The organism is Gilliamella sp. wkB195, from assembly GCF_001690445.1.
Lineage (GTDB): Bacteria > Pseudomonadota > Gammaproteobacteria > Enterobacterales > Orbaceae > Gilliamella > Gilliamella apicola_E.
Genome location: NZ_LZGP01000034.1, coordinates 1 through 25,344, shown reverse-complemented (window position 1 = coordinate 25,344; position 25,344 = coordinate 1). Strand labels below are relative to the sequence as shown.

The window sequence follows — 25,344 nt, the reverse complement described above, 5'->3', positions numbered from 1 at the left end:
TATCTTTCACCGCTCAAAAAAATAAAAAATAAAGCTAGTTTAAACTGCTATATGGAGAGGAAAAAAGATGTCAATTCACGGCCACGAAGTGTTACAAATGATGGATGGGAATGATTATACTGAATCATCTTTACTTGAAGCCATACACAAAAAATTCGGTACCGAGGCTAAATTTCATACCTGTTCCAACTCCGATATGAATGCCGAGCAACTTATTGCCTTTTTAAAAGCAAAAGGAAAATTTAAGCCGGCTTCAATTGATGATTCACAATTTACCGTCGATGTTCGAAAAATATGTCGACATTAATAAAAACTTACAAAAGAATAATAAATGCGTTTTTATAAATTTAATGTAATCATCTAGTGTTTTTAAAAGAATAAGAGTATATAATTTCGCGCTACGGCTCCACTAAAAAGTGTAAGTTGCTCATCCTGAAATTACAACTCAAGAATATGTTCGTGGAATTTGATATATGAAAATAAGTAATATCCTTACATGCGCCATTGTCTCTATTCTTGCCGCAGGCTGTGTAAAAAACAATACGTCTTCAACCGATGGTAAAACTGAAGTTGATCAGTTAGCGATTTTAAAGCAACAATCTGAACAAAATAATTCGTTTGTTGTGGACGCAAAAAAACAATTACTTCAACTCGTTGGAGACAAACACTTTGACAGCTATATAACCAAACACGGTATTTTAAACTGTAAAGGTGACAGCAACCAATCTTCCTGTGTGCTTAATTTTTATCTCAAAGAATTCTACAAGCTAAAATATGACATTCAACTTAAAAGAGTCGTCGAGGAAAACCAAGCTGAACATAATCTTGAGTTGAAAAAAATCACACCAACTGATGGTAATGTTAAAAATTACTGTCAATGGTCAGCAGATTTTATTGAAGCAGTTTATACCAATGATATCAATAATATAACCCAAAGTTATCAAACTTTATTTAAGATGTCAGTGCAAGATTTGGCCGCTTTAAAAGCTAAAATTCTCAAAGATAACTACTCTCACTTTTTGATTGATGAAAACCCAAGTATTCTTCAAGAGATGAGAAGCGACTTTATGGAAAAATGCTTAAGTAGCCCTAAAGACAATATTATCAATTACAACAATATTTTTAGATAATACTCAAGTGAGTCTTTTTATGTACAATTTATTACCTATTAGTCGATTTAGTAAAACATTAACTTGCAAGATAGTTTGTATCGCATCTTTATCTTGTTTAAGTTTTTCTTCATGGGCTTTTACATTTAACGATGTTGTGACACAAGCAGAAAAACTATCAAAAAAAGCTTATGTCCAACCATCTAAAAATATTCCTAGTGAATTATCGTCACTACAATTTGCCGATTATCAAAAGATTTATTTTAAGCATGATAAAGCATATTGGAGCGATCGCAAAAGTCGTTTCAAACTCGAATTTTATCATGAAGGCATGTATTTTGATGTACCTGTCAAAATTAATGAGATTGTAAACAATCAAGTTAATGAAATTAAATTTAGCCCAGATTACTTCGATTTAAGTCCTATTAATTTAGATAAGTTAGATACTAAAAAACTAGGCTTTGCTGGATTTAAAGTGCACTATCCAATCAATAACCCAGCAAAAACCGACGATGAAATATTTACCGCACTAGGTGGTAGCTATTTCCGTGCTGTTGGTAAAAATCAGCATTATGGTCTTTCAGCGCGAGGGCTTGCGATTGATACAGGCGAAATGTCTGGCGAAGAGTTTCCACGTTTTAAAGAGTATTGGATTGAACGCCCAGAACCAAATCAAAAACATTTAGTCATTTATGCCCTACTTGATTCTAAAAGTGTAACAGGGGCTTACAAAATTACCTTAATCCCAAGTGTTGATACTACTATTACTGTAGAAGCCAAAGTATTCTTCCGTGATTCAGTTAAAAAACTTGGTGTGGCACCATTGACTAGTATGTTCTTATTTGGCCCTAACCAACCATCACCACTATTAAACTATCGTCCAGCAATGCACGATTCTAATGGACTTTCAATCCAGGCCAAAAATGAGTGGATTTGGCGTCCATTAAATAATCCTAAACGCTTATCTTTTTCATCATATAGTTTAGAAAGCCCTAAAGCATTTGGTTTAATCCAACGTGACAAAGGTTTTGATGACTATCAAGATCTCGACGACCATTACGAACTTCGTCCAAGTGTATGGGTTGAAATATTGAATGATTGGCATAAAGGTCGAGTTGAATTGGTTGAAATCCCCACCGCAGATGAAACCAACGACAACATCGTTACTTACTGGGTACCCGAAAAACAATATAAAGCTGGTGATGTGTTAGATGTTAAATATCGATTACATTATTCACTCAACGAACAACAACGTTATCCAAAAAATGAAGCTAGAGCAGAAAGTACGCGCTTATCATTAGGTGATATAAAACAAGCAAACTTAATACGTAAACTTGATGGTTCTAATGCTTATGTTGTGGATTTTGTTGGTCCAAACTTATCAGAGCAAGACCCAGTTGACGTTATTTCAAGTATTAATAATGGTTCAATAGTTAGCTGTGATACACAATACAACTCTGTAACAAAAGGTTGGCGAGTACTAGTGCGATTCAACGTTGAAGATAACAAAAAACCAACTGACATTCGCCTTCAATTATCGTCGAAAAAATCACATACGATCGTGTCCGAAACTTGGAGCGGACAATTTCCGGCTCAATGATCTTAATAATAAGCACATAACATGAAAAAAGATTATTTCGAAAACCTATCTGACGCCGAATATTGGCGTCAGAAATCGGAAGACTTGCCAAACGATAAACTCGAATTTCTAAAATATCGACTCAATCAAGTTGGCAATACTGATCATTTTAATGATGAAAGAAAACAACAACCAACTTATCCAAAAGTTGAGCGTGTTTCGGTTCAACCACAAATTTGGAATGAACGTTATAGTCCTCAATCCAAACCTGGTCTGAATATCATCGCACTTATTCGTCGTTTAATTATGTTTGTGCTTATTGCCATACAAACTTATTACGGCACAACTTACTTATCAACCTTATTACCTTATCAAAGCTGGCAACAAATCAATTTTATGGCAAATTGGGATATCAACCCAGAACTTGCCATTTACAGCATCATTCCTTATATCATACAAGGTTTTATCATTGCCTTATTTGCTATCCTATTTTGTTGGATTTCAATTGGATTTTGGACTAGCATCATGGGGCTTATTTTGTCGGTGATCAAAAAAGATCGCTACACTATTGCCATCCCCAATGATCCCGCTAACCACATTGACGCCAAACATCGTACTGCATTAGTCATGCCAATTTGTAATGAAGATGTTTCACGGGTATTTGCAGGGCTAGAAGCAACTTATGAATCGCTAGTTGAAACAGGACATGCGCAGTGTTGTGATTTTTATATTCTAAGCGACACCAATGATCCCGATCTCTATGTCAATGAATTAAAAGCATGGGCTGAATTTAACGCTAAAAAAGCTGACAATGGTTGTAATATCTTTTATCGCCACCGTAAGCGTCGCGTGAAACGTAAAAGTGGTAACATCGATGACTTCTGCCGTCGTTGGGGGCACCAATATGAATACATGATGATTCTTGATGCCGATAGTATTATGACCGGTGATTGTATCTTAAAAATGATCGCAATGATGGAAATGAATCCAAAAGCAGGTATTTTACAGTCTCCGCCTAAATCGGTCAGAATGACAACCTTATATGGTCGTATTCAACAATTTGCTAATCAAATATACAGTGATATTTTTTGCTCAGGTACTCACTTCTGGCAATTAAGTGAAGCCCAATATTGGGGTCACAATGCTATGATTCGCCTGAAACCATTTATTGAGCACTGTATTTTATCGCCATTACAAAAACGTAAAGGCCCTATTCATATCTTATCGCACGATTTAGTTGAAGCGACGTTAATGCGTCGTGCGGGTTATGGCGTATGGATTGCGTATGATATGAATGGTAGTTATGAAGAGCTACCAGGAAACATGATAGAAGATCTCAAACGCGATAATCGCTGGTGTATGGGTAATTTGATTAATTTGCGATTAATCTTCAAAAGTGGAATTACTTTAACTCACCGTGTAATGTTTTTAACCAGTGGTATGGCTTACATCTCGTCACTATTGTGGTTAATCTTCTTGATCTTCTCAACACTCTTATTATTAGTGTTCAATATATCTGAACCACAATACTTCTTCCAACCTAACCAATTTTATCCAACGTGGCCAAAGTGGGATGAACAATTAGCTATTCAATTACTTTCAACCACAATGGTATTACTTTTTGCACCTAAACTGTTTAGTTATGGCATTATTATTGCTCGAACAGGTGCAAAAGATGTGGGTGGAATATTCAAATTATCATTATCGATTTTAATTGAAATGGTATGGTCGATGATCCTTGCACCAATCCGCATGATCTTCCACAGCAAGTTTGTGGTTAAAGCATGGCTGGGTAGCAAAATTCAATGGAAATCACCAGCAAGAAACGATGATGCCTTAACTTGGGGCGAATCATTCTACTTCTGTTGGCCATTATCGCTACTAGGCATAGTTTGGTTATGTGTGATTATTTGGTTAAATCCTCAATTTACTTATTGGTATATAGCGATATTAATTCCATTAACCATTTCACCATTAGTTGTTCGTATTTCAGGCTTATCAAGTATTGGTATGAAAGCCAAAAAAGCAGGGTTATTCTTAACACCGGAAGAAACCCATCCGTCGCGAGCAGTAAAACTAACTGGTGACTATTTAGTCCAAACCGAAGCTGCTTTTATTGAACATGGCTTTATTATGGCGCTTGTCGATCCTATTTATAATGCGTTAGCCTGTGCATTATCGACTTCTCGTCATTTACCTAACTCAAAAAATCAGCAGTTGCGAAAACAACTCATTGAGCATTATCAACAAGTAGATTTAGAAAAAATTAGTAAAGAACAACAATTAGCGATCTTAGAAGATCCAATTATTCTTTCTGCACTTCATCGCCATATCTGGCATCAACAAGAAAAATACGACAATTTGTTCACATTGTGGCAAAATGAATGCCAGAAATAAGAAATAGGGCTTAATGCCCTATTTCGTCTTTTAGAAATTAATCAATATGCATGGATATTTTTTATGACTTGGCAACCTACTGCATCTATTAATAATTTACTTAAGCGCGCTAAAATTGTATCTAAAGTAAGACAGTTTTTTGCTGACCGCTGTATTTTGGAAGTGGAAACCCCGACCCTAAGTCAATATGCGGTAACCGATGTACATCTTAGTTCATTTCATACCTTATTTTTAAAACCTGGTGAAAACGATGAACAACAAGGGCGAAAAATGTCATTAATCACCAGCCCTGAATATCATATGAAACGGTTATTAGCTGCTGGCAGTGGACCGATTTATCAAATATGTAAATGTTTTCGCAATCATGAAGAAGTAAGCCGTTATCATAACCCTGAATTTACAATGCTCGAATGGTATCGTATTCAATTTGATATGATGCAAATGATCAACGAAGTCGATGATCTACTGCAAAGCATCCTAGATTGTGAACCTGCGGAACGAATCTCTTACCAAAAGGCATTCCAACGTCATCTTAATATTGACCCACTAGAAGCTGATCACGCAACTTTAGTTGAAGCTATCAAACAGCTAAATATTGAACTCAATACTGATGATTATGATCGCGACACCTTATTACAATGTTTATTTAGTTTTGGCGTTGAACCGCATATTGGACAAGAAAAACCTATCGCTGTTTATAACTTCCCTGCCTCACAGGCAGCTTTAGCAGCGATCAGTTCAGAAGATCATCGTGTAGCAAGCCGTTTTGAGTTTTATTACAAAGGGGTTGAACTAGCTAATGGATTTAAAGAACTTACCAATCCGCAAGAACAAAAGATGCGTTTTGAACAAAATAATATTGATCGAGCAAATCAAAACTTACCACCACAAAACATCGATATTGAATTAATCGCGGCTATGGAAGCGGGTTTACCCGATTGTGCAGGTGTTGCCGTTGGGCTTGACCGCTTAATTATGTTAGCACTTGATGCAATGAATTTAGATGATGTGATTTCATTCACGTTTGAAAGGGCTTAATCATGTTAGGAAGTTTAGGCTTAAGTGAATGGGCAGTTATAATTATTGCCATTATCGCCTTTGTTTTACTAATTGCCATGCTAAAAGCGCAATTTAAAGCGAATAACCTACATGCCATATATGATTTACAACTTAATCAAAGAAATAAAGAAAATCAGTCATTAATGGCAAATATCACTCAATTAGAACAAGAGTTGAGCCAATACCAACAACAAAATGTTGCTCAAAATATCAAAATTAGTGAATTAAAAACGCGCTTAGAAGAGATTATCAATGCCGCTCATGAAAAACAGACAGTTTTAGAACAAAGCGAGCAACGATTAACCACGCAATTTGAAAATTTAGCAAATCGAATTTTTGAGCACAGTGGCAAAAAAATTGAGCAACAAAATAAACAAAGCTTAGAGTTTTTACTCTCACCACTTAAACAACAATTAGAAGGCTTTAAAAAGCAAGTTCAAGATAGCTTTGGTCAAGAAGCCAAAGAACGCCATACCCTAACTCACGAAATTCGCAACTTGCAACAGCTCAACGAACTCATGACGAAAGAAGCCACCAATTTAACCAATGCGTTAAAAGGCAATAACAAAACCCAAGGTAATTGGGGTGAATTTATTCTTAGTCAAATATTGGATAATTCCGGATTGCGTCAAGGTTACGAATATCACACTCAAGTTAATCTAACTAATGAAGATAACCGACGTCTACAACCAGATGTAATTGTTCACTTACCCCAAGGCGGTGATGTGGTCATCGATTCCAAAGTCACCTTAGTTGCCTATGAACGTTATTTTAATAGTGATGACGAAGAGACAAAAACTAGAGCCATTGCTGATCATTTAATTGCTGTGCGTAATCACTTAAAACAACTTAGTCAAAAAGATTACCATAAACTAAATGGCATTCAATCATTAGACTACATTCTAATGTTCATTCCTGTCGAACCGGCATTTTTATCCGCCATCGATCAAGATCCGTCATTAATCAATGATGCATTAAAAAGTAACATCATGATTGTTAGCCCAACTACCCTATTGGTTGCCTTGCGAACTATTCATAATTTATGGCGTTTTGAATACCAAAATCGCAATGCTGAGCTTATTGCTGATAGAGCCAGCAAACTATATGACAAAGTACGTGGATTTATCGAAGATATGGAAAATCTAGGCAACTGTTTGGATAAAGCCCAACAAACCTATCAAAACTCAATGAACAAACTCTCGAAAGGGCGTGGTAACGTGATTGGTCAAATAGAACGATTTAGGGAATTAGGGATTGAAGTAAAAAAACCAATTAATCCAGATATAGCTCAACTATCAGTTGATGAACTTGAAAATGAAAAAGAACAGCTTAGTTAAATTGTTAACTAAAACATCTTAATTCACCATCATAAAAAATACGTGTATACTCATTTGGTATAAGAAGGAGTACGATATGTCAAACAATAATGAAGTCAGTTTCGAAGAAACCATCAAGCAACTTGAAGCAATTGTCACTCAACTTGAAAATGGTGATTTACCATTAGATGAAGCACTAAATGAATTCGAAAAAGGCATCAAACTAGCTCGTTCTGGTCAAAAACAACTTAATGAAGCTGAGCAACGCATCCAAATTTTATTATCTGAAAACAGTGATGCACAATTATCTGAATTTTCCATTGATAATAATGAATAGCCTAAAACCATTACAAGAACGTATTGATAACTATCTAACAACATATATTTCGCAGTTTGCACCATCTAATTTGCAACAAGCGATGAGTTACAGCCTGCTTGCTGGTGGCAAGCGAATACGCCCTATTCTGGTCTATTTAACCGGACAAATGTTTAATTGTCCGCTAACCAAACTCGATTCAGTTGCTGCTGCCATTGAATCGATGCATACCTACTCATTAATTCATGATGACTTACCCGCAATGGATGATGATAATCTAAGGCGAGGAAAACCAACCTGCCACATAAAATTTGGCCAAGCACAAGCCATCCTCGCTGGTGATGCACTACAATCACTAGCATTCAGCCTATTATCCGAAAACCAACAAATCAGCAACCAAAGCAAAATAAAAATGATTACTGAACTAGCAAGTGCAAGTGGCCTTGCTGGAATGTGTTTAGGTCAATCACTGGATTTACAAGCAGAACACCAAACAGTCACGTTGGAACACTTACAAACTATCCATAACTATAAAACTGGCGCCTTAATTCAAGCGGCAGTAAGACTCGGTGCTTATTCATGCGATGAGGTAGCTCAACTCTATTACCCAATGTTAGACAACTATGCTAAAGCAATTGGACTAGCATTCCAGATACAAGATGACATATTAGACGTCATTGGTGAACAAGAGCTGATGGGTAAACCACAAGGCTCTGATCTTAAGTTGGAAAAAAGCACTTATCCAGCATTGATGGGTTTACAAAATGCCATCGACATGACACACAAGTTATATCAACAAGCTATCGATAGTCTGACGCAAATACCTTATAATAGCCAACCATTACAAGACCTTGCTGGTTTTATTATTAATCGAAATAGTTAACTAAATAACTAGATGATAAAAATGAATTTAGACAAATATCCTCTATTAAAGCAAATCAATTCACCTGCGGATCTTAGGCGATATCCTCTCGCACAATTGCCAGCAATTAGTCAGGAACTACGACAATTTTTATTAGACAGTGTCAGCCAATCTAGTGGTCATTTAGCTTCAGGTCTTGGTGTGGTCGAATTAACAGTCGCGTTGCATTACGTCTATCAGACACCATTTGACAAAATTATATGGGACGTAGGTCATCAAGCTTATCCACATAAAATTCTAACGGGTCGACGCGATCAGATGCTAACTATTCGCCAAAAAGACGGATTACACCCGTTTCCTCACCGAAATGAAAGTGAATATGATGTATTAACAACAGGGCATTCATCAACCTCAATAAGTGCAGCGCTGGGTATTGCCATCGCAGAGCAAAAAAAACAGTCAGGTAAAAAAGTCGCCGCTATTATTGGTGATGGGGCCTTAACTGCTGGTATGGCATTTGAAGCGATGAACCATGCTGGGCACATAAAACCAGATATGCTAGTTATCGTTAATGACAACGATATGTCCATTTCAGAAAACACAGGTGCACTTAATCAACACTTGGCACAAATATTATCAAGCAAAGCCTACACCTCACTTCGTGAAAGTGGTAAAAAAGTGCTTTCCAATATTCCACCATTAAAAGAACTATTCAAAAAAACGGAAGAGCACCTAAAAGGCTTAGTCACTCCGGCTATTTTATTTGAGGAATTAGGTTTTAACTATATTGGTCCTGTTGATGGACATGATATTGAAACATTAGTTGCCACCTTACAAAAAGTCAGACAACTAAAAGGCCCACAATTACTGCATATTATCACCCAGAAAGGAAAAGGTTATGCTCCAGCCGAGCAAAACCCAACCTTATGGCACGGCGTTCCTAAATTTAATCCAAATGAAGGAATATTACCAAGCACAAATAAAATTACCCCAACTTATTCTAAAATCTTTGGTGACTGGCTATGTGAAATAGCAGAGCAAGACAAACGCCTAATGGCAATCACGCCAGCCATGAGCGAAGGTTCTGGCATGACTGAATTTGCTAAACGATTTCCAGATCAATTCTTTGATGTCGCCATTGCTGAACAACATGCAGTTACATTAGCTGCCGGCTTTGCTATTAGCGAATTAAAACCAGTGGTTGCTATCTACTCAACCTTTTTGCAACGAGCTTACGATCAAGTCATTCATGATATTGCCATCCAAAACTTACCGGTTTTATTTGCGATAGACCGAGCAGGCATTGTGGGGGCTGATGGTGAAACCCACCAAGGTGCGTTCGATCTAAGCTTTTTACGCTGTATTCCAAACTTAGTCATCATGACCCCAAGTGACGAAAACGAATGCCGACAAATGCTCTACACAGGCTATTTACATGATGGACCAGCATTAGTACGCTACCCTCGAGGCGAAGGCACTGGCGCACATTTAGAGCCACTAAAAACAATACCACTAGTGCAATCAAAATGCTGTCGAGAGGGCAAAGAGATCGCTTTACTCAATTTTGGCACACTATTACCTGAAGTTTTACAAGTAGCCGAACAAATAAATGCTACAGTGATAGATATGCGTTTTGTAAAACCACTTGATGAAAAAGTCCTTTTGCACATTAGCCAAAGCCATAATATACTGGTCACCATCGAAGAAAACAGCATCAAAGGTGGAGCAGGAAGCGCTGTTAATGAATTTTTGTTATCGAAAAAAATAAAATGTGATATTTTAAATATCGGATTGCCTGATATTTTTATCCCGCAAGGCTCACAGCAAGAAATGCGCGATGAAGTCGGATTAAACGCTAAACATATAATCGACAAAATTAATAAATTTATCAAACTATAGGTTAAATATGGAAAATCAAGCTGTCACCGTTCAGATTTTTGGGCGAACGTTAAAATTTAATTGTCCAGTCGATGAAGTTGACGCACTTACAAATGCAGCTAAAGATTTAGATGCGCGATTAACAAATTTACGAGAAAAATCCCCCCAAGTTGGAAGCGATCAACTTATCATGACTGCTGCATTGAATATCTCTTACGAACTAACGAAAGAAAAAGAAAAAAGCGATGAATTTGCAAATCGACTAAAAATGCTACAGCAATTACTTGATTCCGCATTAAATACTAACAATTAGTTAGATGAAATGTAAATAAACCACAAAGACTATTGTATGATTTTCTAAATTTTGTATCATAGTAAACATCTCTGAGATGTTCGCGATATGGGTTAGTCCCCTGAGCCGATAATCTTTAATTTAGAATGGTGTGATTTTTAATTGGTGTGTATGCCTAATTAACTTAGGAAACCTAAAAATTAAAACATGCTATTCACCTTGAACCTCGGGTTCAAGGGTTACGCCCCTAACGGCATCTTGGAGTCTTTATTCCTTCTCTCTTTCAAATAAAAACTTATGGACATTCGGCAAACTATACGTCAAAAAAGACGTGAATTATCTCAGGCACAACGCGACAACGCACAAGCCATAATCTACCAAAAAATAAAAAAACATCCAGCCGTCAGCCAAGCACAACATATTGCAATATTCTTATCATTTGATGGAGAAGTCGATACTAAACCGATTATTGAATATCTATGGCAACAAAATAAATCGGTCTATTTACCTGTCCCAGTTGCTGAACATAAACTAATCTTCTTAAATTACACCCCAAATACACCACTAGTAAAAAATAGCTTTGGTATCTTAGAACCAGTAATCGATAAAACTAAAATCATAAATATAGAACAACTTGATATCATCTTTACGCCACTTGTGGCTTTTGATGACCGAGGATTTCGTATCGGTATGGGCGGTGGCTATTATGATCGCTTGCTTGAAAACTACCAACAACAGCAAATTTATCCTATTGGGCTAGCATTTGCCTGCCAAAAAGTTGATCATGTTGATAATCAGCATTGGGATGTTAAATTACCGGAAATCATTTATGCTTAATCTGGTTAAGGACCCATTTTTATATTCACTATCGCTCATTACTAGATTAAAAAATAATTAATTCGTTTTTCTACAATTAACAGCCAATTTAGTTATATAATAAATCGAGCAATATCTTTTTTTACACGCATCACCGTCTTTATCTTATTCCTTAGTAAATTAGTTTTTCAATAAAATCAATCACAACTCTTTAACTATAAAGTTACAATCTAATAAGGAGTATTGCAATGTCAGAAAAAAAAGAACTCACCACCAATAATGGTGCCCCTATTGCCGACAATCAAAACTCTCGCACTGCTGGCCCTCGTGGACCGGTATTGATTGACGACTATCAATTAATCGAAAAACTCGCTCAGTTTAACCGTGAAAATATTCCGGAAAGACGAGTCCATGCCAAAGGCTCTGGCGCACACGGAACATTTACCGTCACCAATGACATTACTCAATATAGCTATGCCAGCATTTTTGCCGAAGTTGGCAAACAAACTCCCGTTTTTGCTCGATTTTCAACTGTTGGCGGTGAACGTGGTTCATCTGACACGGCACGTGATCCACGTGGATTTTCAGTAAAATTTTACACAGATCAAGGTAACTGGGATATCGTCGGTAATAACACGCCAGTATTTTTTATTCGTGATGCACTCAAATTCCCAGACTTTATTCACACCCAAAAACGCGATCCTAAGACCAACTTAAAAGATCCGCAAATGATGTGGGACTTTTTCTCTTTATCGCCAGAATCACTTCATCAAGTAACAATTCTTTTTTCTGACCGGGGCATTCCAGACGGATTTCGACATATGCATGGTTTTGGTAGCCATACTTATAGTTTAATCAACAAAGATAATGTACGAACTTGGGTAAAATGGCATTTTAGAACGGAACAAGGCATTAAAAATATTCATCCTAAAAAAGCCGCAGAACTCGACGGTAGCAACCCTGATTCAGCGCAAGAAGATCTCTTTAATGCCATTGAACAAGGTAACTACCCTAAATGGCAACTTTATATACAAGTGATGAGTGAAGAACAAGCCAATAACCATCCAGAAAACCCGTTTGATGTCACTAAAGTTTGGTCGCAAAAACAGTTTCCGCTTATTGAAGTCGGTGTTATGGAGCTTAACCGTAATCCGGAAAACTATTTTGCTGAAGTCGAACAATCCGCATTTGAACCAAGTAATATTGTACCTGGTATTGGCTTATCACCGGATAAAATGTTACAAGGGCGAATTTTTGCGTATGCTGATGCGCACCGTTATCGTATCGGTACAAACTACCAACAATTACCAATCAATGCACCTAAATGCCCGGTACACAATTATCAACGTGACGGAGCTATGCGCTTTTATACGCCAGATAATGCACCAAACTATGAGCCAAATAGTGTTGATAGTGCACCTAAACAACAACCCCAGTATGCTGAGCCACCGATGCATGTCCCTGCCGGCACAATGGATAAATACGATCATCGTGTTGATGGTGATTACTATTCGCACCCACGTGCATTATTTAATTTAATGCGTCCAGATCAAAAACAACTGCTGATTGATAATATTGTCACTTCAATGAAAAACGTCGATCGTGATATTCAAATTAAACAGCTTAAACACTTCTATAAAGTCCATCCCGATTATGGTTCAGGTGTAGCAAAAGGGTTAGGTGTTGAAGTTGATCTAATCAAAAGCTAAAAAGTAAAATAATCGTGCCGACACCATTGTGTCGGCATTGACCTTTGACTTGATAGAGATAAATGTTAATAGCTTTACTGTCTCTCATCACATGTTTCAAAGACCTTGTCAAACTTATCGGGCTGATTAGTCATTACTAAAGAAATTGAATTGTATAAATGCCAAATTAAGGTATTTTCATCCTTAACTTCATAACTTATGCTATCAGAGTAGCTACATTTTGATTCTAAATCGATAAATTATTTGCCGCCTTTAAAGTAGCTCGATTTTATCTCACATGAAATCATTTCTTGCCCGGTATAATCATCCAGTTTACCTTTTTGATAATTTATAAAACGATTACCGCAATAACAAGACTCATAAATCACATTTTTATTATTTAACTCGGTCAACATCTCCCACTTGCCATAATTTTCATGATCCAAATGAGGCTTAGCATTTACTACAAACATAAAAACAATAAAAATAAATAGCAGTCTTTTCATTGTTTAGCTCATTCAACTTGACTGATTAGAAATGGCTTATCATAATCTTTGATTGCTAAATTGAAAGAATTTTTTGTATTTAAAATGTTATTGAGAAGATAAACGAAGATATAAAATTAACCTATTTCACTATTGATCCATAACTGCATATTCCTACAATCAAATCTGATTTATTTGCTTATCACCCTAAATATAATGCCGATTAACGTTAATCGGCATTTATGATCTAATAAAATTACTATTTAACGATTTGTTTCAATTTTTCCAATAAACCCGAATAATCAACTTGATTAAAATGGGTAACATCCACTTCGAGCAATTGCCCCAAAGCAAACTCGTCGTACTTTCTAGTTTGACAGATTTGATAAAATTGTGATTTAGTGACTAAATCGTCGGCCAAACTACGATCTTCAAGTTTATCTCCATAGTGATAGTGCTGCATAATATGACTCAAATGCCGTTCCGGTGAGCGGTCTCGTTGATAACGACGTTGCCATAACACCTCAAAATCAGCAATTAAGCGAATTGTGATCACTTGATAATGATACTTTTGCGCCAACTCACTCAACCGGTGTTTCTGCTTATCACTAAAGGGATACTCAGAAATAATAACGTGTTTACCTGCATCCATATACAGTTGTAAAACACCATAATAAAAATGCCAAACTTTGTGCTCAAGCGCCTGCTTTTCAGCTTTCGAATTGAAACCGACAGAGTCAGCATATAAAACTTTAGCCTCATCGGGTGTTATCACAAAACTGTCTGTAAATTGTTGTTGCAATTTATTAACCAGATAAGTCTTTCCTGTACAGGGGCAGCCAGCGAGTAAAATTAGATATTTACGCATATCAACTCGCCTCCTCTTAGTTTAGACATTTATTACTGTTAAGAAATAAACGCATTTTATGCTTCACTATTTCTTTCACGGCCTCATTAGCTGGAATAATATTATGACGTAATGATCGATTAATTTCAGTTTGGGCAAATTTATCTTTTGCAACTTGTGTCCAGTTAACTAATAACTCCGTGCCAACATTAAATTTACGAATACCGTTATTAATCAGTTCCGGATAGTCCTCCTCTTTGACCCCTGTTCCACCGTGAATGACCAAAGGAATATCAACCATAGCATGAATTTCTTTCAATAACGGTATATTTACCTCTGTTTTTGACTTAAATTGTCCATGATTAGTACCTATAGCAATGGCTAAAGCATCAATTCCCGTTGCTTTTACAAATGCCAGTGCATCTTCCGGTTTGGTATAAACTTTATCGTTAACATCAACATGAATTCCCTCTTCGGTCCCCCCGATTGTTCCTAATTCTCCTTCAACTGATACACCATGAGCATGAGCATATTCAACCACTGCACGGGTTTTTAATATATTTTCTTTAAATGGTAGTGAAGAGCCATCAAACATAACCGAAGTGAATCCACTATCAATTGCTTGTTTTATATCATCAAAATTTTTAGCATGATCGAGGTGTAATACCGCATCCACTATCTCTTCATCTACAATAGCTTTTACTGCATTAACTAAAACTTTAAAGCCAATATACCTTGCAGTATCAACGCTTGTTTGGATGATAATTGGTGCGCCAACCTCTTTTGCAGCCTGTAACATCGCAGGTAACATTTCTAAATTATGCGTATTAAACGCACCAACAGTGAAATTTAATTTTTGGGCTAATAAAGTTACATCTTTAAGTGTGGTGTACATAATTATTTCCTTTAATCTCGTTGAATAGTCATCTGTTTAGCAATATTACGCATAGCATCCATTTTGTTCATCCAAATATCGATATCAGCCAATGAGCCATGCTGAGCGGCTTGAGCTCGCTTAGAGTTATACAAATTCATTAATGTTTTATAACCGTCGCCAATTGATTTCTTATGCTGTTGGCTCTTTTCTAAATACTCAATAGCCAAATCAATATGATTTAATTGATGATAAAGCAGGCCGATTTGTTCACATGATGAGGCTAACATCAGTAAGTCTTCGTTCTTTTCGAGCTGCTGTAATAATTGGTTAATTTTTTGCTCAATCTGTTCCATTTGCTGTGCTGTCAGACTGCTTTTAACCTCTGAGTCGGGGGCTAAATTTGTTTTAGGCGCCTTTTTTTTAAAAAAGTTAAACATGTCATACTCCTCAACTAAAAGTGCTTCAATATTGGGCTTAATATCCACGCATAAAGCAGTGCCACTGTGACAGTATCAACATCAGTTGCTGTTGCATTGATAAACCCCATTTGATTAAAAATGGTGACAAGTAATGCTGGCAACAGCGTAATGAATATCCCATGAGCAATACCGCCGATAAGCGCCCCACGGCGACCACCAACTGCATTACCAAAGATACCTGCCGTTCCACCAGCAAAAAAGTTGGTTAACATTCCCGGTAAAATCATCGCCAATCCAAATGCCGGTAAAGTCAACATTGCAATCACTGTACCTATAGATGTCGTAATAAAACCTAAGATAACTGCATTAGGGCTATATGGGAAAAATACTGGACAATCAAGTGCCGGAATTGCATTCGGAACAACTTTCATGGCAATTCCTCTAAATGCCGGCACAATTTCACCGAGTAATAACCTCACACCGGCAAGTAATACATAGATTCCGACGACAAAAATTATCGCTTGGGTAAAGGCGTAAATGACGTAATTTTGACTGCCGGATAAGGTTGAAGCATACGCTTCACCGGCGAAAAGAGCGGTAATAATATAAAGTGGGATCATAACCACCATGACGGATAAATAAGTATCTTGCAAAAATTCAAATGACTTAGGCAACTTCATATCTTCAATTGAGCGCTTGTTTTCACCTCGCTCCCCTACCAGATAAGCTACACCAGCCTCGAATAAATAACCGATTGTACAAAAGTGTCCTAATGCAATGTCATTTGATCCTGTCACTTTACGAATAATGGGTTGGGCAATGGCCGGCATAAATACAGCAAAAAGTGCACCAATAAAACCGCCAACCAAAATTAGTGTTACCCCAGACAATCCGGCAAAACTACCAAATACCGTTGTCATTGTTGCCATCCATAAAATGGCCTGCCCTGTTAGAAAAATATATTTCCAACGGGTAAAACGAGCAATAAGGATGTTAAAAATAAAGATCATCAAAAATGTTAGTGCAATATCACGGCCTAATCCTAACTGATTCATTGCTTGCCCGTTAATCGCTTCAATAGAAGGAATAATGCCTTGCATATCAAATCCAGCGGTAAAAATATGACCGAAATAGGTTAAACTTCCCACAATAATACTTGACCCGGCATTGAGCACTTGAAAACCCAATAAGGTTTTCAGTGAGCCTGAAATAATTTGTCCAACAGATTTACGTTGTAAAATCAACCCAAACATAGCAATTAAGCTAATGGTTATCGAAGCTTGAGTTAAAATATTGTCGATAATAAAGTTAATCACATTCATGGTATTCTCCTTCTAATGGATTTAAAGCAATCCCTTTTGTTGCAATATTGGACTTAACTTCTCATCAATTTCCGCTTTAGATACTATATTTTTAAGATAGACCACTGCGGTTTGTTCACTGATATTGAATTTAGCAAACTGAGGGCGGAAATTTTCGGCTGTAATGATGATATCGGCTTTAGTTGAGGCTGCTGATGAAATATCGGTATGATCTAGTTTAGCGTCAATACCTTTAGCTTTTAAAACATCTTCGGTTGCCATTTGTGCAGCAAAACTACTGCCTAACCCTGCACCACAAACAAATATAATGGTTAAATTACTCATGTTCTATTCTCCTTCAGATTTAGGTATTTAATCCGATTTTGCTTAATTAAATAAAATTGACTTAAATTGCGCTACACTATGACAGTTGGTTAAACGCTCCAGTTTTTGTTCATCATTAATTAATTCAATCAAACTGCGCATAATGTTGAGATGAGAAAACGAATCGATAGCGGCTAAACAAAATATAATTTTCACTGGCCCCATTTCATCATTACCAAAATCTACTGGGCGGCTCATCGTCACTACGCTCAAACCTAATTGATTTACTCCGTCTTCAGGTCGAGCATGCGCTAAAGCTAAATTTTTCCCAATCACAATATAAGGACCATATTGTTCAACCGATGTGATCATGGCATCGACGTAAGAAGGTAAAATAAACTGTTTTTTTAATAATGGTTCAGCAGCAATTTGGATAGCCTTTCGCCAATCATGGCAATCTTGATGTAATAAAATGTCATCATCAGTAAGAATATCTTTCAACATAGGCTGGATTTTCCTTTTATTGATTTTAAGATTATTGAGAGCTAAACACTTTTCAAGTTGGTTATAGATAGGCTCGGACACAATACCGCCACTTTCTTTAATTAAATTAACAAGTGAATAGAACAGATCCGTTGCATCCGTTAGGTAATTGATACGTTGATTAGCACGATGTTTAGTTAAAAAATCTTTAATGATAGGATGATTTTTTTCTTTTAATATGGGTTCTAAAACTAATACTGGATGAGCAAAATGTTGCAAAGGAAAGGTAGAAAATATTAAATCAAAATCAAGTTGCTCCAACAAATTTAAATCGTTACGCCCTAAGATTGCTAATACATCTATACTAAAAAACTCTTTAAGTGTCTGTGCCAGCAGATTAGAAGTTGCTATACCATGACAACACAACACCACTGCTTTAAAATAGTAACTACGATCTTGGTTAATGGCACTGGCAAAGGTTGAAAAATGAATTGTCAAAAAAGCAATTTCATCATCGGAAATCTTATGGCTAAGTTTTGTTTCAAGTTCATGCATAAAAGTGGTAATCGCAGCATGAATTTCACCGTAATTTTGTTTAATACTATCGAGCAATGGATTAATAATATGAATATTATTACTCACTCTGGCAATCAGCCCGGCTAAGTGCTTACAAAGGTTTTCATATAACTGTTCTTGTTTAGTTGAAAACGGGATTAGCGTTTTTTCTTCTACATAATTAACTAATTTAATGGCTAATAACTGCGCATTAAGCCATTCGACATAATTATTGATATCCTTAGTGTTAAATGCCTCTAGCATGTAAATGATATATTGGCGTTCTTGCCAATTTACCTGCAACGCAAAGTACTGGCACACCAACTGAATAAAGTTCGCTATTTGTCCTTGTTCATTATTATTAAAGTCAGTCCTGACCATTGTCAGATGATGTTGATTCTGATTACGAACAAGCCAAATAGCGGTAAAAATCACAATTTGTTGGACATAAATTTCATCATGTATCTGACTGATAGTTTGATGCGCTAACTGCAATAAGTTATCAATCAGTGATTGAGGAATATAATTAAACAAATGTTGCTGTATTGAGCTTAATTCAGGTAAAGGCTTATCTAGTTCTAAATTGCCGGCAAATTGGTTAATAGCTTCATACATCATTAAGCGAATCGAGCGCTCTAATCCAACAAATTGCATCCCTTGCTTCGGTTGGCTAATTAATTCAATATCATATTTTTTTAATCGTACTTTGATTTTACGAATATCTTCATCTAATACACTTTTTGAAACAAAATAGACAGCTTCTTTATGGCTTAAAATAACAGGCGTTTTAGCAAAAGCAATCGACAATAACAAATCAAACTGTCGCTCATCTTTGCTTAAAACGGTAGAGGATGGCACACCCAATAACGCATCGTGAATCAGCTGTTTCTGCTCTTGATCAGCATTGATGATAAACCCTTTATTACGCACAGTAGTAATTAAAGTGAAATGTCTTTTAGATAAAAACTCATTAATTTCTTGAATTTCATTACGAATAGTTCGAGCACTAATTTGAAACTCTTCTGTAAGCATTTCAATGGTTAATGGATAGTCGATTGAAATGAATTTTTTACATAATTCAATGGTTCTACTTCGCATAAACTTCTCACCTATTTACTTCTTAATTTAAGTATAAGTGAGATGAATTTGCTTACCTAGTGGGTATTTTTGCAAAGATAAATTGCAAAATTGTTGGTAATAAATAGTGCTATTTAAGGAAGGAAGTAAATTAAGTTAACAAAATTGATTGAGTGAATCGATATTACAGCTTCAACTCAATCAATCGTTAAAGTTAGCGCTTTTTGCGACGGTCAATTGCAGCCATTAAAGGACGATGACACTTATAAATCATATCCGGTGGCAGCATAATTAATTCCGCTAATGGTACTGTCCAATCAGGGATTTGCGTATTTTCTGGGTGTTTAGGATCGATGGGAGTATCAACATTATAAAGCTCAGTGTTAGCAAATAACGCTTCTTTTTTAGCGACATCAACATCATCACTATCGCCTAGCATTTTGCAATTATCTAATAACTCATTCGCAAATTGTTCCGGCCAATCTTCGGCAAAATGCCTAAATTTAGCTAAACCTGAAATATGTCTTAACATATCACGAAACAGCAATAAATAAACCATCTGAACGTTCCGTCCGGACAAATTAGCCAACTGCTCATCTGATAAAGTATTATTGATAACTGCAGGACCCCATTTAAAAAACAGCGTGTCTCTATACACCTTAATTACACGTTTAAGAGGACGGTATTTCAATTTAACTAAATTATCAATCTCACGCGATAATTGCATTGTCGGATATCCGACACGATTACGACCATTCAAATCTCGCTCAGACAGCGACGGAGCATTTTTTTCTTTATTCCCTGATAAAAGCTTTTTCAAAAATCCTAACATACTATAACTCTAACTATTTATTTTTTTGTCTAACAAGCTCAAATAAGCAAACGCCGGTAGCAACAGACACATTAAGCGAAGAAACAATACCAGCCATCGGTATACTGACTAACTCATCACAATGCTCTTTGGTTAATCGACGCATCCCCTCACCTTCTGCCCCCATCACTAAGGCCAATGCTGTTGAATTTTTATAAAAGTCAGTTTGGTAAAGTGTGCTGGTTGCTTCACCGGCAGTGCCCACAATCCAAACTTGATATTCATCTTGTAACATACGCATAGTACGCGCCAGATTGGTGACTCTAACCACTGGCACGCTTTCAGCCGCGCCACATGCAACTTTCTGAGCGGTTGAATTAAGTGGTGCTGAACGATCTTTAGGCACAACAATAAAGCTCACACCAGCGGCATCGGCAGTACGAATACAAGCGCCTAAATTATGTGGATCAGTCACACCATCTAAAATTAAAATAATTGGATTGGAATTTTGCTCCATTAATAATGGAATATCATTTTCCTGATAACCACGGCTTGGTTTAACCATCGCCAAAATACCTTGATGAACGCCATTTTTCGTTTTTTCATCTAAATACTGCCTATTGGTCACTTTTACTGCTAAACCCAACTGCTCCAACTCACGAACAAGGGCATTAAGGCGCTTATCTTCTCGGCCTTTAACGATAAAAACTTCAATAATTCTTTCTGGTGCACGCGCTAACAAAGCTTCAATCGCGTGGATACCGTAAACTGTTTCACTCATCTATTTTTTACTCTTTTTTCTCTGATTGCTTGAGGTCGATGCTGATTTAGACGTTTTTTTAGCAGCTGTTTTTGGCTTACTGCGTTTTTTACTCTTTACGACAACCTTTGCGCCCGTTTTTTTACTATTAGCTTGGCTTTTATTTTTGCGCTTAACTGGCAGTTCAGCATCACTATCGACTTTCTTCGCCTTATCTTTGGCTGTCTTACCTTGGCGTTGTGACTTATTATTACTGCCAACCAATGAAAAATCAATTTTACGCTCGTCAGGGTTAACATTTACGACTATTACTTGAACTTTATCACCTAAACGATAAATAAAACGGGTATTTTCACCAATTAAACGATTACGTGATGCATCAAAAATATAATAATCATTTTCGAGTGATGAAACGTGCACTAAACCATCAATAAATAGATCATCTAATCGCACAAAAAAGCCGAAATTAACAACACTCGAAATAGTGCCATTGAATACCTCGCCGACATGATCTTGCATATAATCACATTTCAACCAATCAACGACATCACGAATCGCTTCGTCCGCTCGGCGCTCAGTCATTGAACAGTGTTCACCAAAATAGAGCATCTCGCTAGTCGTATAACGGTGTCCACCGGTTTTATCATGTTGTTTACTATGTTGCTGATCAGCAATAACCCATTTAATCGCACGATGCAATAACAGATCAGGATAACGACGAATTGGCGAAGTAAAGTGCGCATACTCCTCAAGTGCTAACCCAAAGTGCCCACGATTTTCAGGATCGTAAATTGCTTGCTTCATTGAGCGCAAAATGACCGTTTGCAACATCTCATGATCAGGTCTTGCTTCAACCTCAACCATCAACTTAGCGATATCTTTTGGACTGGTACCCTTGCCGAGAGACAAACCAAGTTCACTTAAAATACTGCGTAAATTATTTATGCGATCTTCATCCGGTTTATCATGCACACGAAATAGCGACGGAATCTCAGCATCAATCACCAATTTTGCTGCGGCAACATTGGCCAAAATCATACACTCCTCAATGATCTTATGCGCTTCATTTCGCTGAACTAACTCAATGCTCTCAATACGTTTATCAGCATTGAAGATGAATTTAGGCTCTTCCGACTCAAACCCGATTGCGCCACGGGCAATTCGAGCACTATTAAGCACCTTATAAAGACCATAAAGATTCTCAAGGTGAGGAACCAACTCACGATAATGCTCACGCAAATCCTTATCACCTTCCAAAATCTTAGCTACCTTGGTATAAGTTAAACGCGCGTGTGAATTCATCACCGCTTCATAAAATTGATAACCGGTCAAACGCCCTTTATTCGACACGGTCATTTCGCACACTAAACACAAGCGATCAACTTGTGGGTTGAGCGAACAAAGGCCATTGGATAAAACTTCCGGCAACATCGGAACCACGCGCGACGGAAAATAGACTGAAGTCCCACGCAAACAAGCTTCTTTATCAAGCGCCTTACCGGTTCGTACATAATAGCTCACATCAGCAATCGCTACCCACAAACGATAACCACCACCACGATTCTTTTGACAATAGACCGCATCATCAAAATCTCGTGCATCTTCACCATCAATGGTTACTAACGGCAAATCACGTAGATCCTTACGGCCTTTCTTAGCGCTTTCAGGCACTTGCTCACTAAACTTGTTAGCCGCGTTTTCAACCGCTTTTGGAAATTCATAAGGGATCTCATGATTACGTAATGAAATATCGATGGCTAAATTCGTGCCCATTATTTCGCCAAGCACTTCCTTAATCACTCCGACCGCTTTTTGGCGTCGTTCAGGTCTTTGCTGCAATTCAACCACAACAACTGAGCCCATTCTAACCGTACGATTTGGCTTGCCAGCGATTAAAATATCAAAATTCAAACGGCTATCATCCGGCACCACAAAACCAACACCTTGCTCAATAAAATAACGACCAACAATCAGATTAGTACGTGGCTCTAAAATCCGCACCACTCGCGCTTCAGTCTTACCACGGTATTGACTACCGATTGGCTGAGCCAAAATAACATCCCCTTGTAAAACCTTTTTCATCTGCTCGTGTGACAAAAAATAGTCTTCCGGCTTACCTTCAACCCGTAAAAAGCCATAACCATCACGATGTGCAATAACACTGCCCTTAACCATATCGAATTTTTCAGGTAAGGCATAACATTTACGACGCGTGTAAACCACCTGACCATCACGTTCCATCGCTCGCAATCGGCGATGTAAAGCCTCTTTTTGCTCGTCAGATTTGATTGATACGGCTTTAGCTATTTTTTCTAAACTTGCTGGTTTTGCTTCTTTGGTAAGATAATCCAAAATCAGTTCACGACTGGCGATCGGCGATTCATACTTTTTCGCCTCACGATCATAAAATGGATCTTTTATCATATAGAACGTCCTGTGATCGAATGTTGCGTTAAGGATAACATAGAGTTGTATAACTTAAAATGGAGATTACTTTTTGGAACTTTAAAAAAAGGGTTACTTAATGTTTGAGGGGATGAAAAGAGGGTTGTTCGGCTTTGTATCGTTACAAAAACCCCGCTCCTCAACTTTTTTTGCGATAAAAAACTCAAAAATAAACCCGCCGAGGCGGGTAATTGAAGCGTCGCTTAGCCGCAAAATCGCTTTTTATGGCTAAACGACGTTGACTCCTTGAGTCAGCTTACTTTTAATCACCTAATACTATTTTTTATCACTCCCACCCCCAGCCTAAGGATTAAGGACGAAGAAATAAAAACTAAGGATGGGAGCAAAGGCCGTAGCTGTAGTCGTTGTTGTCGTAGGCCCAACCCACGATACCGTCGTATGTGTACACGATAAACTGGCTACTACCACTCGGGTCACTAGTCCAGAGCCAATAGTTGGTGAGGCCAATGGTTGAATAATCAAACATACGACCCCACTCAGCGAAAAAACCAGAACCTATATGACGCATATAATGATTATCCCGTGAGGAAGGGGTGGCGCCAGAGATAGCAGGAGATTCTGTACGAACCGCGTTGGTTAAATCCCTTACGCTAGGCATTCGATAACCAATACGATTACACCAAAATAATGTATTAGAATAAGTGTCCCTCTTAGAACCACGGTTCACGAACCACTGCTTCAAAGTAAAACCATATTTAACAACTGGAGTACCATTAGTATCACGACCGACCAACTCGAAGGTCTGAGGCAAAGTAGGTTTAGAAATAGGACTAGGACTGGATGAAGTATGCTGGGATAGAGTAGCGTAAGGACCAGTTAAAGTAACGCGTACGCTTGTAGCAGTAGGATTAGACATTGTGACTGTGATACCACCCAGAGAAACAGGAGACCAAGACAATGGCTGACTACTACCACTAATATCTAAATCAAAGTACAATCCATTAAGACCTGTAGTAGGAAAGTTTTGACCGTAATAGAGAGGGTCTGTTTTTTGAGTGAGAAACCCCCTATCAGGGTCCCACATCGAAGCTGGGCCAGCAAAATCCCAAGATGGGTCATAAGGATCATCACCAAGCTTACCATACATTAAATTAGGTCTGACGAAACAAACCACAGGCGAAGCCTTTGGATTGACGTAATAAGTCTCACTACGGGCACTGAAATCACTACGATTAGGAACGCCATAACGAGTTGATAATGTACCGTTAGTACTGGATAACTTAATCCTATAAGGTGCGTTACAAATTGTTAACACGGAATTACGTGATACCGTTTGACCGTTTTTATCGACGATAGATAAACTTAAAGAACCTGTAGCAGTAACGTCTGAATCACCATCATCATCCCCCCAATAATTATTAGGAGGACCGATAAGAGTACTTAAATCGACTGAATTAGTATCAGTAGGAACGAACATACGAATATCAGCAAAACTCTGCCCCTCAACCGGCAAGACGATTGGGGTTGTAGATGATAAATTGGTAGAAGGCGTGTAATTAGTTCCGTTAGATAGTGTAATCCCAAGCAGACCGTTAGCATCAACTGCACGAGTACGACCACCGTCGAAAGTCAGATAAGGTACACTACCCTGTATCGCATTCCTAGTTGTCTGTGATGTCAATGCATG

General features: G+C 37.5%; 23 protein-coding genes and 1 other RNA gene. 13 read left to right on the top strand and 11 right to left on the bottom strand.

From position 1 onward, the window contains the following. The first annotated feature begins 67 nt into the window (after window positions 1-67). The 13 genes from A9G08_RS08920 (at window position 68) to A9G08_RS08860 (ending at window position 13,333) form a co-directional block, all read left to right on the top strand. On the top strand, window positions 68-307 hold the full coding sequence (locus tag A9G08_RS08920) for a YecH family metal-binding protein (protein WP_065563359.1): 240 nt from the start codon (window positions 68-70) through the stop codon (window positions 305-307). A 166-nt stretch (window positions 308-473) separates the two neighbouring features. After that, window positions 474-1,130, top strand: a complete 657-nt coding sequence (locus tag A9G08_RS08915) for a hypothetical protein (protein ID WP_065563358.1) — start codon at window positions 474-476, stop codon at window positions 1,128-1,130. Window positions 1,131-1,149: 19 nt separating this feature from the next. After that, the gene (locus A9G08_RS08910) at window positions 1,150-2,709 is read left to right on the top strand and encodes a glucan biosynthesis protein G (protein ID WP_065563357.1); all 1,560 of its coding nucleotides are present in this window, start codon (window positions 1,150-1,152) and stop codon (window positions 2,707-2,709) included. Between the two features lie 21 nt (window positions 2,710-2,730). After that, complete coding sequence (gene mdoH / locus A9G08_RS08905) at window positions 2,731-5,085, top strand: glucans biosynthesis glucosyltransferase MdoH (protein WP_065563356.1); 2,355 nt, start codon at window positions 2,731-2,733, stop codon at window positions 5,083-5,085. 63 nt (window positions 5,086-5,148) lie between these two features. Beyond that, a complete protein-coding gene (gene epmA, locus A9G08_RS08900; RefSeq protein ID WP_065563355.1) occupies window positions 5,149-6,123 on the top strand; it encodes an elongation factor P--(R)-beta-lysine ligase in 975 nt (324 codons plus the stop codon). 2 nt (window positions 6,124-6,125) lie between these two features. Further along, window positions 6,126-7,481: a DNA recombination protein RmuC gene (gene rmuC, locus A9G08_RS08895; protein ID WP_065563354.1), complete on the top strand. Its 1,356-nt coding sequence runs from the start codon at window positions 6,126-6,128 to the stop codon at window positions 7,479-7,481. A gap of 76 nt (window positions 7,482-7,557) precedes the next feature. Then, window positions 7,558-7,797: an exodeoxyribonuclease VII small subunit gene (xseB, locus tag A9G08_RS08890; protein WP_065563353.1), complete on the top strand. Its 240-nt coding sequence runs from the start codon at window positions 7,558-7,560 to the stop codon at window positions 7,795-7,797. Then, a complete protein-coding gene (ispA, locus tag A9G08_RS08885) occupies window positions 7,787-8,659 on the top strand; it encodes a (2E,6E)-farnesyl diphosphate synthase (RefSeq protein ID WP_442902917.1) in 873 nt (290 codons plus the stop codon). Before xseB ends, ispA begins: the two co-directional genes overlap by 11 nt. A gap of 15 nt (window positions 8,660-8,674) precedes the next feature. Next, entirely contained in the window at window positions 8,675-10,537 is a 1,863-nt protein-coding gene (dxs, locus tag A9G08_RS08880; protein WP_065563419.1) for a 1-deoxy-D-xylulose-5-phosphate synthase, read from the top strand. A gap of 7 nt (window positions 10,538-10,544) precedes the next feature. Further along, on the top strand, window positions 10,545-10,829 hold the full coding sequence (zapA, locus tag A9G08_RS08875; RefSeq protein WP_065563351.1) for a cell division protein ZapA: 285 nt from the start codon (window positions 10,545-10,547) through the stop codon (window positions 10,827-10,829). Window positions 10,830-10,894: 65 nt separating this feature from the next. Further along, a non-coding RNA gene (ssrS, locus tag A9G08_RS08870) (6S RNA) lies at window positions 10,895-11,077 on the top strand. A gap of 28 nt (window positions 11,078-11,105) precedes the next feature. Then, window positions 11,106-11,645: a 5-formyltetrahydrofolate cyclo-ligase gene (locus A9G08_RS08865; protein WP_065563350.1), complete on the top strand. Its 540-nt coding sequence runs from the start codon at window positions 11,106-11,108 to the stop codon at window positions 11,643-11,645. Between the two features lie 227 nt (window positions 11,646-11,872). Further along, complete coding sequence (locus A9G08_RS08860) at window positions 11,873-13,333, top strand: catalase (protein WP_065563349.1); 1,461 nt, start codon at window positions 11,873-11,875, stop codon at window positions 13,331-13,333. A 239-nt stretch (window positions 13,334-13,572) separates the two neighbouring features. Here the strand turns inward: A9G08_RS08860 and A9G08_RS08855 are convergent, their stop codons facing one another. From A9G08_RS08855 to A9G08_RS11745, 11 genes are all read right to left on the bottom strand, one after another. Beyond that, entirely contained in the window at window positions 13,573-13,818 is a 246-nt protein-coding gene (locus tag A9G08_RS08855) for a hypothetical protein (RefSeq protein ID WP_065563348.1), read from the bottom strand. Window positions 13,819-14,056: 238 nt separating this feature from the next. Beyond that, window positions 14,057-14,665 carry an AAA family ATPase gene (locus A9G08_RS08850; protein WP_065563347.1) on the bottom strand — a complete coding sequence of 203 codons (609 nt, stop codon included), beginning with the start codon at window positions 14,663-14,665 and terminating at the stop codon, window positions 14,057-14,059. Window positions 14,666-14,681: 16 nt separating this feature from the next. Beyond that, window positions 14,682-15,539 (bottom strand): class II fructose-bisphosphate aldolase, encoded by an 858-nt coding sequence (locus A9G08_RS08845; protein ID WP_065563346.1) that lies wholly within the window; start codon window positions 15,537-15,539, stop codon window positions 14,682-14,684. Between the two features lie 11 nt (window positions 15,540-15,550). Continuing rightward, the gene (locus A9G08_RS08840; RefSeq protein WP_065563345.1) at window positions 15,551-15,958 is read right to left on the bottom strand and encodes a hypothetical protein; all 408 of its coding nucleotides are present in this window, start codon (window positions 15,956-15,958) and stop codon (window positions 15,551-15,553) included. 14 nt (window positions 15,959-15,972) lie between these two features. Continuing rightward, entirely contained in the window at window positions 15,973-17,262 is a 1,290-nt protein-coding gene (locus tag A9G08_RS08835; protein WP_065563344.1) for a PTS sugar transporter subunit IIC, read from the bottom strand. A gap of 21 nt (window positions 17,263-17,283) precedes the next feature. After that, complete coding sequence (locus A9G08_RS08830; protein ID WP_065563343.1) at window positions 17,284-17,586, bottom strand: PTS sugar transporter subunit IIB; 303 nt, start codon at window positions 17,584-17,586, stop codon at window positions 17,284-17,286. A 42-nt stretch (window positions 17,587-17,628) separates the two neighbouring features. Beyond that, window positions 17,629-19,701 (bottom strand): BglG family transcription antiterminator, encoded by a 2,073-nt coding sequence (locus tag A9G08_RS08825; RefSeq protein WP_065563342.1) that lies wholly within the window; start codon window positions 19,699-19,701, stop codon window positions 17,629-17,631. Window positions 19,702-19,894: 193 nt separating this feature from the next. Then, window positions 19,895-20,512 (bottom strand): hypothetical protein, encoded by a 618-nt coding sequence (locus A9G08_RS08820; protein ID WP_065563341.1) that lies wholly within the window; start codon window positions 20,510-20,512, stop codon window positions 19,895-19,897. A gap of 13 nt (window positions 20,513-20,525) precedes the next feature. Next, window positions 20,526-21,272, bottom strand: a complete 747-nt coding sequence (gene rlmB / locus A9G08_RS08815) for a 23S rRNA (guanosine(2251)-2'-O)-methyltransferase RlmB (RefSeq protein WP_065563340.1) — start codon at window positions 21,270-21,272, stop codon at window positions 20,526-20,528. Continuing rightward, complete coding sequence (gene rnr, locus A9G08_RS08810) at window positions 21,273-23,675, bottom strand: ribonuclease R (protein ID WP_065563339.1); 2,403 nt, start codon at window positions 23,673-23,675, stop codon at window positions 21,273-21,275. It abuts the gene before it with no gap. A gap of 352 nt (window positions 23,676-24,027) precedes the next feature. Next, window positions 24,028-25,344 (bottom strand): hypothetical protein (locus A9G08_RS11745; RefSeq protein WP_176701541.1); only part of this gene is annotated, 1,317 nt, incomplete at its 5' end.

Bases quoted from the DNA above. Each gene is read 5' to 3' on its own strand.
- rlmB (WP_065563340.1), bottom strand. From the start codon at position 21,272: ATGAGTGAAACAGTTTACGGTATCCACGCGATTGAAGCTTTGTTAGCG.
- A9G08_RS08820 (WP_065563341.1), bottom strand. From the start codon at position 20,512: ATGTTAGGATTTTTGAAAAAGCTTTTATCAGGGAATAAAGAAAAAAAT.
- xseB (WP_065563353.1), top strand. From the start codon at position 7,558: ATGTCAAACAATAATGAAGTCAGTTTCGAAGAAACCATCAAGCAACTT.
- A9G08_RS08855 (WP_065563348.1), bottom strand. From the start codon at position 13,818: ATGAAAAGACTGCTATTTATTTTTATTGTTTTTATGTTTGTAGTAAAT.
- A9G08_RS08850 (WP_065563347.1), bottom strand. From the start codon at position 14,665: ATGCGTAAATATCTAATTTTACTCGCTGGCTGCCCCTGTACAGGAAAG.
- epmA (WP_065563355.1), top strand. From the start codon at position 5,149: ATGACTTGGCAACCTACTGCATCTATTAATAATTTACTTAAGCGCGCT.
- A9G08_RS08910 (WP_065563357.1), top strand. From the start codon at position 1,150: ATGTACAATTTATTACCTATTAGTCGATTTAGTAAAACATTAACTTGC.
- A9G08_RS08835 (WP_065563344.1), bottom strand. From the start codon at position 17,262: ATGAATGTGATTAACTTTATTATCGACAATATTTTAACTCAAGCTTCG.
- A9G08_RS08825 (WP_065563342.1), bottom strand. From the start codon at position 19,701: ATGCGAAGTAGAACCATTGAATTATGTAAAAAATTCATTTCAATCGAC.
- A9G08_RS08920 (WP_065563359.1), top strand. From the start codon at position 68: ATGTCAATTCACGGCCACGAAGTGTTACAAATGATGGATGGGAATGAT.
- A9G08_RS08830 (WP_065563343.1), bottom strand. From the start codon at position 17,586: ATGAGTAATTTAACCATTATATTTGTTTGTGGTGCAGGGTTAGGCAGT.
- rnr (WP_065563339.1), bottom strand. From the start codon at position 23,675: ATGATAAAAGATCCATTTTATGATCGTGAGGCGAAAAAGTATGAATCG.
- A9G08_RS08860 (WP_065563349.1), top strand. From the start codon at position 11,873: ATGTCAGAAAAAAAAGAACTCACCACCAATAATGGTGCCCCTATTGCC.
- mdoH (WP_065563356.1), top strand. From the start codon at position 2,731: ATGAAAAAAGATTATTTCGAAAACCTATCTGACGCCGAATATTGGCGT.
- A9G08_RS08840 (WP_065563345.1), bottom strand. From the start codon at position 15,958: ATGTTTAACTTTTTTAAAAAAAAGGCGCCTAAAACAAATTTAGCCCCC.
- zapA (WP_065563351.1), top strand. From the start codon at position 10,545: ATGGAAAATCAAGCTGTCACCGTTCAGATTTTTGGGCGAACGTTAAAA.
- rmuC (WP_065563354.1), top strand. From the start codon at position 6,126: ATGTTAGGAAGTTTAGGCTTAAGTGAATGGGCAGTTATAATTATTGCC.
- A9G08_RS08865 (WP_065563350.1), top strand. From the start codon at position 11,106: ATGGACATTCGGCAAACTATACGTCAAAAAAGACGTGAATTATCTCAG.
- A9G08_RS08915 (WP_065563358.1), top strand. From the start codon at position 474: ATGAAAATAAGTAATATCCTTACATGCGCCATTGTCTCTATTCTTGCC.
- A9G08_RS08845 (WP_065563346.1), bottom strand. From the start codon at position 15,539: ATGTACACCACACTTAAAGATGTAACTTTATTAGCCCAAAAATTAAAT.